Source organism: Streptomyces sp. NPDC043876 (assembly GCF_056435825.1).
Genome location: NZ_JBWKDV010000009.1, coordinates 22,525 through 32,195, shown reverse-complemented (window position 1 = coordinate 32,195; position 9,671 = coordinate 22,525). Strand labels below are relative to the sequence as shown.

The following is a 9,671-nucleotide window of genomic DNA, read 5'->3' as shown; positions in this document are numbered from 1 at the left end:
CGGACGCCAGCGGGGCTGGAGTTGGCCAGGCGGAGTGGCGCCGCCCCGGTACAACGCTGGCGGGGCTGGAGTTGGCCCGGCAGAGTGGCGCCGCCCTGGCACATGCAGCCTGCCCGGCGTTTGAGGGCCCGCCGGAGGCAGGGGGCCGGGGCCCCGCCCCCTCTGCACCGCTGGTCCGCGGGGCGGACGGCCGCGCAAAAAGGGCTTACCTCTGCATAAGGTTGACGGGACCGGTTCGGGCGACAATCGGCGGGTGGCGCACCCGCCGCACCGCGCAGGGGACAGGAGGACGCAGGGGCCCGTGAAGACGCTCCCTCCGCGCGCCCGCCGCCGTCCCCGCGCCACGGCCCTCCTTCCGCCGCCTGCCCTGCGCGCCGCCGCGCTGCTGGCGGCCGTCCTGGCGGTAGCGGGCTGCTCCCACACCGGTGGTCTGGCCGGCGCCGGGGCGACCCCGACCGCGAAGGGGCCCGTACACCTGTGGCCCGAGCGCAAGGGCGCCACCGTGCCGCCCGCCGATCCGGGCGGGGCGCCGCCCGAGTACGTCAAGGGCATTCCGCCGGTCAAGGACGGGAACGTGCACGACGTGGACCCGGTCGCCCTCGTGCAGGCCGAGGTCCGCAACCACCAGGGCGCCGACGTCGGTCCCGACGGGATGCCGCGCGAGACCGCGGCGGCGATCCTCGCGTGCCCGACCGGGGAGCGGCCCGCCGACCCGGGGACCGCGAAGCCGGGGCGGTGCCCGGTGCTCACGCCGTACTACCGGGACCTGACCGGCAACGACCAGGACGAGCTGATCATCGGGTTCGAGCTGCCGGACCACCAGATGTCGGTACGGGTCTACACGGCCGACCCGGACGGACGCCTGAACCGGATCATGGCCACCACCGACTCCGTGATCAGCGTCGAGCTGGCGGGGCGCGACGTCGTCCTGCACGTGCCGAGCGCGAACCCGGGCTACGAGCTGAACACCGCCTGGTCCTGGGACGAGAAGCAGCGGACCATGCTGCCGACCCGGGAGCAGATCATCCGGGTGCCGCAGCGGCCCGGCGCCGCGCAGAGCCCGCGTCCGCTGCGGCCCCGGCGGGCCGCGGACGGCGGCGGCCCGTCGTGACCGCGCCCCGTACGACCGGCCCGCGGCGCCCGGCGCGGCTGCCCCGGTGGGTCCGGTGGGCCCGGATGCCCGCCTGGACGGCCACGCTGACCTGGAAATCGGCCTGCTTCATCGTGGTGATGTGCTGCACGCTGGCGGCCGTCCTGGGCGCGCTGGTGCACGTCGCGGTCACCCGGCAGACGGTCGCGACCGCCCGCGAGAAGGCGCTCGGGAAGCTGCACGACGCCGCCCGCTCCTACGAGGCGGGCGAGAACCTGCCGCCGGATTCCGGCATCGACCCGGCGGGCCTGCCGGCCTCGCTGCGCGCGCTGGCGGTCTCGGGCAACCGGGGCACGATCGTCAGCGACTACCGGGGCCGCCCGGTCATGTGGGCGGCGGCGCCCGCCGACGGCCGCGCCCTGGCGACCGCCGTCGACTACGGCCAGAGCGCGCGCACGATCAACGGGCTGGACCGGGCCATCATCGGCTCGTCGGGGCTGGCCATCGGGGGGACGCTGCTGGTCGGGGCCTTCGCCGTCACCCGCGTGACGCGCAGGCTGCACCAGACCGCGACCGTCGCCCGCCGGATCACCCAGGGGGACCTGGACGCCCGGGTCGGGGACGCCCGTACGAAGGATCCGGCGCGCCGCCAGGACGAGGTGGCGACCGTGGCCGCGGCGCTGGACACGATGGCCGGGAGCCTCCAGTCGAAGCTGCTGAGCGAGCAGCGGTTCACGGCGGACGTGGCCCATGAGCTGCGCACTCCGCTGACCGGTCTGCAGGCCGCCTCGGAGCTGCTGCCGGAGGGCCGTGCGACGCAGATGGTGCAGGAGCGGGTCCGCACGATGCGCCAGCTCACCGAGGACCTGCTGGAGATCTCGCGGCTGGATTCGGGCAGCGAGCGGGTGGAGACGGACCTGCACCGGCTCGCGCAGGTGGCGGAGCGCGCGGTACGGGCCTCGGGCACGGCGACGGAGGTCGTGGTCGCGCGCGATCTGTACGTCGAGACGGACCGGCGACGCCTGGAGCGGGTCCTCGGGAACCTGATCGCGAACGCGCACAAGCACGGACGGGCCCCGGTGGTGCTGACGGTCGACGGACCGGTGGTGACGGTACGGGACCACGGGGACGGTTATCCGGAGTACCTGGTGGCGCACGGCCCGCAGCGGTTCCGTTCCGGGGCCCGCGGGGGCTGCCCCCAGGGGCACGGGCTGGGGCTGACGATCGCCGTCGGGCAGGCGGCGGTGCTGGGCGCGGAGCTGGTGTTCCGCAACGCGGGACCCGAGGAGGGCTCGGGCGCGGTGGCGGTGCTGACGCTGCCGGTGCCGGTGCCTTCGGCAGGGGCCGGGCCCCGGCCCTGATCCGGGTCCCGGCCCCGGAACCCGCGCCTCGAACGCCGGCCGGGCCGGACATGCCCCCGGCTGCGGCTCAGCCGTCGGCGGGGCCGGGGGTGCGCGGCGGTTTCGTCCAGGGCCAGCGGATGGCGGGCTTGCGCCCCGTCGGCTCGTAGGCGTACTTCCAGCCCTTCTGCAGGTGCAGGCGCTTGGTGTAGCCGGCCGGGACCCGCTGGTAGAGCAGGACGGTGGGAGGGCCGCCCGCCGCGTCCGGGACGGGGATCTCGTACCACTTCGGCGGGTGGCCGGTCGGGCCGAGCAGGACCGGCAGGACCCGGCCGTCCATCGGGCCGCCCTCGAAGGGGGTCGGTTCGCTTCTCACCCCACCAGTGTCACAGCAGGTGGGCGGCCTCGGAGACCACGGGGATCACCCGGCGGGCCAGGACCCCCACCGGGCCGTCCGCGGTTTCCGTGGCCAGGGCGGCCCGCGCGGCGGCGGCCGTCTGCGGGTCGGTGGCGGCGGTGGCGGTCAGCAGGGCGATGAACTGGTCCACCAGCCAGTCGCGCAGCTCCGCGACCGGCGGCTCCTTGCCCTCGTCCAGCCAGGTCAGCGAGGCCGCCTCGACGGCCGTGATCCAGGTACGGACCATCATCCGCAGCCGGGGGCCGGGTTCGGGGACGTTCAGGTGGAAGAGGATCTGGCCCGCGGCGGTGCGCCGGATGCCGTCGACGGTGGCGGTCGTGCGGGAGGTCTCCACCACGCTGCCGCCCTGGAGGAGGGCGCTGAAGCCCGCGTCGTGTTCGTCGACGAAGGCGAGGTAGCGGTCCAGGGCGCGGGAGAGCCGCCGGGTCAGCGGTCCGGCCTGCGCTTCGGCGAAGCAGAGGCCGAGGACGTCGGCCGCGGAACGCAGGGCGGCCTCGTACAGCTGCTGCTTGCCGCCGGGGAAGTAGCGGTAGACCAGCGGGCGCGAGACCCCGGCGGCCTCGGCGACGTCGTCGAGGGAGATGTCCTCCGGGGCCCGGTGCGCGAACAGCGACAGGGCCGCGTCGATGATCTGCGCCCGCCGCTCCTCGACGCTCAGGCGGCGGTAGGCACGCGGGGCCGGGGCCGCCGGCGGGGTCCGGGTCATGTCCGCAGGGTAACCGGCGCACCGGCCCGCCGGCCCGGCGCGGTACACGCCGCCGGGAAGGGCGTGTGAACGGCGCCGGGCGGGCCGGCGGGCGGGAGTCGGCCGGGCCGTCAGGCGAGCAGCCCGCTGCTCTGCCACAGCTTGCGGCCGACGCCGCGCAGCACGCCGATGTCGTCGAGGAAGTCGGTGAGCCGCTTGGCGCCGGCCTGCATGACCTCGCGGCGGTGGCCGCTCGCCCTCACCTGGGCCGTCGCCTCGGCCCGGTCCAGGCCGATGTTCTCGTAGACCTGGCCGTTGACGAAGGCGAGGGAGAAGACCCGGGCGGCCTCGCCGCAGCTGATGCGGGTGAGCTCGCGCTCCCAGCGCGGGGCGGTGATCATCTGGCGGCGCAGCTCCTCGCGGGCGTACCGGACGTGCCGGGCCTCCTCGATCACGTGGATCCGGGTGACGCCGCGCACGAGCGGCTGGATGCGCTCGTCCGGGAAGGTCAGGCGCTGCATCCAGTCGAGGATCTCCTCGCCGAGGAGCGTGCAGGCGAAGGAGCCGGGGGTGGTGGAGACGGTCTTCAGGACGCGCGCCAGGTTGTGGTTGAAGCGGGAGACCGGGTACTCGGGGGCGCCGCCCTTCTGGATCATGCGGGCGAACATCATCGAGTGGCGGCACTCGTCGGCGATCTCGGTGAGGGCGTAGCGGACGTGACTGCTGGTCAGCGCCTTGTCGTAGATGTGCCGGGTGAGCAGCTGCATGAGGATGATCTCGAACCAGATCCCCAGCGAGGCGAGCGCGGCGGCCTCGTGGCGGGAGAGTTCGATGCGCTGCTCCTCGCCCATCTTCTTCCAGAGGGGGGTGTCGTAGAGGGAGAGCAGCTCGGGCGGCCAGTAGTACTTGCCCTCGACCATCGGGGCGTCCCAGTCCAGTTCCCGGTCCGGGTCGAAGGAGTGCTTGGCCGAGGATTCGAGCAGCCGCTCGGCGACGTGTTCCCGGTCCTTGAGGAGGCCGAGGGCGTCGCGCAGCTCCGCCCTTTCGGTCACGGTCGTCATGGCTCTGACACCTCTCGCAGGGGGGTCGGCGGTGGGGTTACCAGCGGTCACCTCTTATGAGACTGCTTGTCAGCAAGCTCGTCAATCCCCTGCGCCCGACTTGTTGACCGGCTGTCTACCAACGTGTGACGCTGCCAACTGTCCAGTCCCGCACGGAAGTCCACACACGCGCACCCAGGGGGCGTTCATGTCGACACACCCGCTCTACACCACGGACCCGGGCGACCCCGTATGGCAGGTTCCGGCTTCCGGCGCGGCCCGCTTCAGCTGGGAGTACGACGGCGGGCGCGAGCGGCTCCTCGCCCTCTATCAGAAGGGCAAGGACAAGCAGTGGGACGGGGCGACCCGGATCGACTGGCACCTCGACGTAGACCCCTACGACCCGCTGGGCACGCCCGACGACGTCCTGACCCTGTACGGCACGCGGCACTGGGCGAAGATGACCGAACGGGACAAGGGCGACCTGCGGCGGCACTACACCTCCTGGCAGTTCAGCCAGTTCCTGCACGGCGAGCAGGGCGCGATGGTCTGCGCGGCGCGCATCGTGGAGTCCGTCCCGGACCTGGACGCGAAGTTCTACTCCGCCACCCAGACCATGGACGAGGCCCGGCACGCCGAGATCTACGGCCGCTTCCTGCACGAGAAGATCGGCATGCTCTACCCGGTCAACGACCACCTCCAGGGCCTGCTCGGCGACACCCTGCGCGACTCCCGCTGGGACATGCCCTACCTCGGCATGCAGGTCCTCATCGAGGGCCTCGCACTGGCCGCCTTCGGGATGATCCGCGACACCACGGACAAGCCGCTGCCCAAGCAGATACTCGCGTACGTCATGCAGGACGAGGCGCGGCACGTGGCCTTCGGCCGGATGGCGCTGCGCGACTACTACAAGCAGCTGACGGACGCCGAACTGCGCGAGCGCGAGGAGTTCGTGATCGAGGGCTGCTACCTGATGCGGGACCGGCTGCGCGGGGTGGAGGTACTGGAGAACTTCGGCATCCCGAAGCGGGAGGCGGCCGAGCTGAGCGAGCAGTCGGAGTTCCTGCACCTCTTCCGCAAGCTGCTGTTCAGCCGGATCGTGCCCTGCGTGAAGGACATCGGGCTGTGGGGGCCGCGGCTCCAGAAGGCCTACCTCGACATGGGCGTGTTCGACATGGGCGATGCCAACCTGGACCTGCTGATGGCCGAGGACGAGGAGATCGCCGAGACCCTGGACCGCGAGCGGTTCGCGCGGGAGGAGCGGCTGCGGGTGGCCGAGGTGGAAGCGGCGATCGCGGACGGCTCCTGACCGGCTCGGGCTGCGGCTCCGGGTCCCGGTTCTGGCCCCGACCCGCTCCGGCTCAGGGAGCCAGGGCCGCCCGCATCACCTCGCGCGCGATCGGCGCGGCCGCGCTGTTGCCGCTGATGTCCCCGCGGTCGGCCGCCGCGTCCTCCACGACCACCGCGACCGCCACCGCGGGCCGCCCGCCTGCCGCGCCCTCGGCCCACGCGATGAACCAGGCGTACGGGGTGCCCGCGTTGCCCACGCCGTGCTGCGCCGTGCCCGTCTTGCCCCCGACCCGGGCGCCGGGGATCGCCGCGTTGCGGCCCGTCCCCTCCTCGACCACCCTGACCATCAGCTGCTGGAGCCGCAGCGCCGTCTCCGGGCTCATGGCGCGGCCCATGCCGTGCTGGTCGGCGCGGCGGACCGGATCGCCGTCGCTCTGGGTGGTCCGGTCGATGAGGTAGGGGCGGCGCAGCTCGCCGCCGTTGGCGACCGCGCCCGCGACCATGGCCATCTGGAGCGGGGTGGCCGTGGTGTTGAACTGGCCGATGGCGGACAGGGCCAGCTGGTCCTGGCTCATGTCGGTGTCGAAGTTGGAGCGCGAGACCCATGCCGGGACCCGCAGCCCCTCGTCGTTGAAGCCGAACCGGCGGGCCGCCTCGGCCATCCCGCGCAGCCCCACCTGGACGCCGATCTTCGCCATGACCGTGTTGCAGGAGAACTGCACGGCCTCGGCCATGCTGGCGTCCCGGCAGCCCTCGGAGGCGTTGGGCAGCAGGGTCGTGGTGCCGGGCAGCGGGTAGGGGTCGGGGGTCTGCGTCGGCGCGTCCACATCGGTCACCACGCCCGCGTCCAGCGCGGCCGCCGCCGTCACGATCTTGAAGGTGGAACCGGGCGGATACGTCTCGCGCAGCGCCCGGTTGAGCATCGGCTTGGCCGGATCGGCGTTCAGCCGGTCCCAGGCACTTTTGACCCCGGCGCCCGTACCGGAGAGCAGGCCCGGATCGTACGAGGGGCTGCTGACCAGGGCGAGGATCTTCCCGGTGGCGGGCTCGACGGCGGCCACCGCGCCGCGCTTGCCCGCGAGGCCGGTGTAGGCGGCGCGCTGCACGGCCGCCTTGAGCGTGAGCACCGCGTTGCCGCCGTCCGGGCGGCTGCGGGCCAGCTCGTGCCAGAAGGGGAACGCGGTCAGCCCGGGGTCGGTCCCGGCGAGCACCGCGTCCTCGGAGCGCTCGACGAAGCTGGTGCCGTAGGTCTGCGAGGCGTAGCCGGTGACGGGGGCGTAGAGCGGGCCATTGGCGTACGTCCTTTCGTAGCGCAGCAGTTGGCGGCTGTCCCGGGAGCCGGTGATGGGACGCCCGTCGACCAGGATGTTGCCGCGCGGCTGTGCGTACCGCTCGATCACCGGCCGCTTGTTGGCCGGGTTGTCCGCCAGGGAGCGGGACTCCCAGACCTGGACCCGGGCCACGCCCGCGAACAGGGCGAGGAAGAGCGCCGCGCAGAAGTAGCCGCACCAGCGGATGTAGCGGATCACGGGGTCCCTCCCCCGCCCGCGGCCCCGGCTTCGCCCGGCGCGCCGTCGCCCCCGGGGCGCGGGCGGCGGGCGCTGTCGCTGAGCCGCACCAGCAGGGCCACGATGACCCAGTTGGTCACCACCGAGGAGCCGCCCTGGGCCAGGAAGGGCATGGCCATGCCGGTGAGCGGGATCAGTCCGGTGACCCCGCCCGCGATGACGAAGACCTGGAGGGCCACGATCGAGACGAGCCCGGTGGCCAGTAGCCGCCCGAAGGGGTCGCGCAGCGCGAGCCCGGCGTGGAAGCCGCGGGAGACCAGCAGGCCGTAGAGGACGAGGATCGCGCAGAGCCCGGCCAGGCCCAGTTCCTCGCCCGCGGTGGCCAGGATGAAGTCCGATTTGGCGGCGAAGCCGATCAGGAAGGACTGGCCGTGGCCGAGCCCGGCCCCGAGCACGCCGCCCGCCCCGAAGGCGAAGAGCGACTGGGCCAGCTGGCCCGGGCCGCGCCCCTGCTCGATGGAGGCGAAAGGATTCAGCCAGTCCTCGACCCTGCCGTGGACGTGCGGTTCAAAGGTCCCGACGGCGTACGCGCCCAGCCCCGCGAGCAGCAGCCCGACGGCGATCCAGCCGATCCGGCCGGTGGCGGTGAACAGCATGATGACGAACAGCCCGAAGAACAGCAGCGAGGTCCCGAGGTCCCGCTCCAGCACGAGGACGCCGACGCTCAGCAGCCAGATCGCGAGGATCGGCCCGAGCACCCGGCCGGGCAGCATCCGCAGCTTCCAGATCCGGCGGCCGGTCAGCGCGAGGGCGGTGCGGTTCGCGGCCAGGTAGGCGGCGAAGAAGACGGCGAGCAGGATCTTGGCGAACTCCCCCGGCTGGAAGGACAGTCCGGCGAAGCGGACCCAGATGTGGGCGCCGTTGACCGCCGGGAAGAAGACCGGGACCAGCATCAGCGTCAGCGCCGCGGCCACCGCGAGGTAGGCGTACCGCTGGAGCGAGCGGTGGTCGCGCAGCGCGGCGACCGCGACCACGAAGAGCGCCACCCCTAGCCCGGACCACAGCAGCTGGTCCCCCGCGGTGAGGTGGGCGGGGGTGGTGAGGTCGAGCCGCTGGATGAGGACCAGGCCGAGCCCGTTGAGGAGGAAGGCGATGGGCAGCAGGAGCGGGTCGGCGTAGGGGGCCCGCAGGCGCACGGCCAGGTGCGCGAGGAGCGCGGCGGCGGCGAGCCCGGCGGCATGCCGGGAGGACTGCGGCGGGAGGTGGCCGACGGTCGCGAGGCCGACGTAGAGGTGGCCGAGGACGGAGATGCAGACGGCGCCGGCGAGGAGGGTCAGCTCGACGCCCCGCCGCCGGGCGTGCGGGACGCCGGGGGGCGGAGCGGGCTCCGTCACCTGTGCCGTCAGTGCGGTCATGGGGGCAACGTAGCAAGCGGGGGTAGGGTATGTCCGTTTATGTCATAGTGAGCCGAAGAGTCGTCGCAGAGTGACCGAAGAGCCGTCAGAAGTGATCGGACGCGCACGCGTCAGTCGAGGAGTCGGGGTCATGGGGCCTGTGGAGTTCATCGTCCTCGCCTTCCCGGAGGAGCAGCTGCGGGTCTCCGCGGTCGCGGCCGTGATGGGCCTGCGCAAAAGCGGGAACGTCCGGCTGATCGACGCTCTCGTGGCGACGAAGACGGCGGCGGGCGAGGTGCTGGCCGCGGAGTTCGACGAGTTCAGGGAGCTGAGCGGGCTGCTGAGCGGCCGGGAGGCGGCCCGGCTCATCGGGCCCGAGGACGTCCGCGAGGCCGCCGACCTGCTGGACCGGGGCAGCTGCGCGCTGCTGGTGCTGGTCGAGCACGTGTGGGCCGAGGACGCGGCGATCGCCGTACGGGCCGCGGGCGGGCGGATCGCCGGCTCGGTCCGGATCCCCGCCGACCGGCTGCCCGCGGACGCCTCGGGGGTGGCGTGATGTTCATCCGACCGGTGCACGCGGCGGCCCGTCCCGCCGAACGCCCGCCGGGCCGCCCGCTGCTGCGGGGGCTGCTGGCACGCGGGGCCTACGTCTGGGAGGGTGGCGAACCCGCCCGCGGAGCGGCGGCCACCGCTCCCCTGTCCCCGCGGGCGGCGGCCCTGGCGGGGCGGCTGGAACGGCTCGCGGCGCTGGCCCGGGAGGGGCTGCTGACCCCGGAGGAGTTCGCGGCGGCGAAGGCCCGGCTGCTGGAGGGGTAGGGGTGCCCGATGGATCTCCGCGGCGTCGCGACGCCGCCTGGTCCGGACGGGTGAGAGGGGTGACCCGGCCGACTCGGGTGGGCGATTTGT

At 73.6% G+C, this 9,671-nt stretch carries 10 protein-coding genes; 5 read left to right on the top strand and 5 right to left on the bottom strand.

Annotation, left to right across the window (positions count from 1 at the left end; genetic code table 11):
* Positions 1–301: 301 nt before the first annotated feature.
* Positions 302–1,111 (top strand): hypothetical protein, encoded by an 810-nt coding sequence (locus AC0693_RS26205; protein WP_469332405.1) that lies wholly within the window; start codon positions 302–304, stop codon positions 1,109–1,111.
* Between the two features lie 65 nt (positions 1,112–1,176).
* A complete protein-coding gene (locus AC0693_RS26200) occupies positions 1,177–2,451 on the top strand; it encodes a histidine kinase dimerization/phospho-acceptor domain-containing protein (RefSeq protein ID WP_478803057.1) in 1,275 nt (424 codons plus the stop codon).
* A gap of 67 nt (positions 2,452–2,518) precedes the next feature.
* Here the strand turns inward: AC0693_RS26200 and AC0693_RS26195 are convergent, their stop codons facing one another.
* From AC0693_RS26195 to AC0693_RS26185, 3 genes are all read right to left on the bottom strand, one after another.
* A complete protein-coding gene (locus tag AC0693_RS26195; RefSeq protein WP_469317853.1) occupies positions 2,519–2,806 on the bottom strand; it encodes a hypothetical protein in 288 nt (95 codons plus the stop codon).
* Between the two features lie 10 nt (positions 2,807–2,816).
* Positions 2,817–3,554, bottom strand: coding sequence for a TetR/AcrR family transcriptional regulator (locus AC0693_RS26190; protein WP_469317852.1), 738 nt, complete (start codon positions 3,552–3,554; stop codon positions 2,817–2,819).
* A 110-nt stretch (positions 3,555–3,664) separates the two neighbouring features.
* Complete coding sequence (locus tag AC0693_RS26185) at positions 3,665–4,594, bottom strand: AurF N-oxygenase family protein (protein WP_469317851.1); 930 nt, start codon at positions 4,592–4,594, stop codon at positions 3,665–3,667.
* Positions 4,595–4,781: 187 nt separating this feature from the next.
* Between AC0693_RS26185 and AC0693_RS26180 the strand changes: the two genes are divergently transcribed.
* Positions 4,782–5,882: a ferritin-like domain-containing protein gene (locus AC0693_RS26180; protein WP_356415301.1), complete on the top strand. Its 1,101-nt coding sequence runs from the start codon at positions 4,782–4,784 to the stop codon at positions 5,880–5,882.
* 52 nt (positions 5,883–5,934) lie between these two features.
* Here the strand turns inward: AC0693_RS26180 and AC0693_RS26175 are convergent, their stop codons facing one another.
* Positions 5,935–7,392, bottom strand: a complete 1,458-nt coding sequence (locus AC0693_RS26175; protein ID WP_478803056.1) for a peptidoglycan D,D-transpeptidase FtsI family protein — start codon at positions 7,390–7,392, stop codon at positions 5,935–5,937.
* On the bottom strand, positions 7,389–8,786 hold the full coding sequence (locus AC0693_RS26170; protein ID WP_478736912.1) for an FtsW/RodA/SpoVE family cell cycle protein: 1,398 nt from the start codon (positions 8,784–8,786) through the stop codon (positions 7,389–7,391). Before AC0693_RS26170 ends, AC0693_RS26175 begins: the two co-directional genes overlap by 4 nt.
* A gap of 130 nt (positions 8,787–8,916) precedes the next feature.
* Here AC0693_RS26170 and AC0693_RS26165 point away from each other — a divergent pair, with 130 nt between their 5' ends.
* Together AC0693_RS26165 and AC0693_RS26160 are read left to right on the top strand one after the other, a co-directional pair.
* Positions 8,917–9,321, top strand: coding sequence for a DUF6325 family protein (locus AC0693_RS26165; protein ID WP_356415292.1), 405 nt, complete (start codon positions 8,917–8,919; stop codon positions 9,319–9,321).
* Positions 9,321–9,581, top strand: a complete 261-nt coding sequence (locus tag AC0693_RS26160; RefSeq protein WP_356415290.1) for an SHOCT domain-containing protein — start codon at positions 9,321–9,323, stop codon at positions 9,579–9,581. The genes AC0693_RS26165 and AC0693_RS26160 overlap by 1 nt, the downstream gene beginning before the upstream one ends.
* Positions 9,582–9,671: the final 90 nt, after the last annotated feature.

Bases quoted from the DNA above. Each gene is read 5' to 3' on its own strand.
- AC0693_RS26170 (WP_478736912.1), bottom strand. From the start codon at position 8,786: ATGACCGCACTGACGGCACAGGTGACGGAGCCCGCTCCGCCCCCCGGC.
- AC0693_RS26200 (WP_478803057.1), top strand. From the start codon at position 1,177: ATGCCCGCCTGGACGGCCACGCTGACCTGGAAATCGGCCTGCTTCATC.
- AC0693_RS26185 (WP_469317851.1), bottom strand. From the start codon at position 4,594: ATGACGACCGTGACCGAAAGGGCGGAGCTGCGCGACGCCCTCGGCCTC.
- AC0693_RS26160 (WP_356415290.1), top strand. From the start codon at position 9,321: ATGTTCATCCGACCGGTGCACGCGGCGGCCCGTCCCGCCGAACGCCCG.
- AC0693_RS26190 (WP_469317852.1), bottom strand. From the start codon at position 3,554: ATGACCCGGACCCCGCCGGCGGCCCCGGCCCCGCGTGCCTACCGCCGC.
- AC0693_RS26165 (WP_356415292.1), top strand. From the start codon at position 8,917: ATGGGGCCTGTGGAGTTCATCGTCCTCGCCTTCCCGGAGGAGCAGCTG.
- AC0693_RS26180 (WP_356415301.1), top strand. From the start codon at position 4,782: ATGTCGACACACCCGCTCTACACCACGGACCCGGGCGACCCCGTATGG.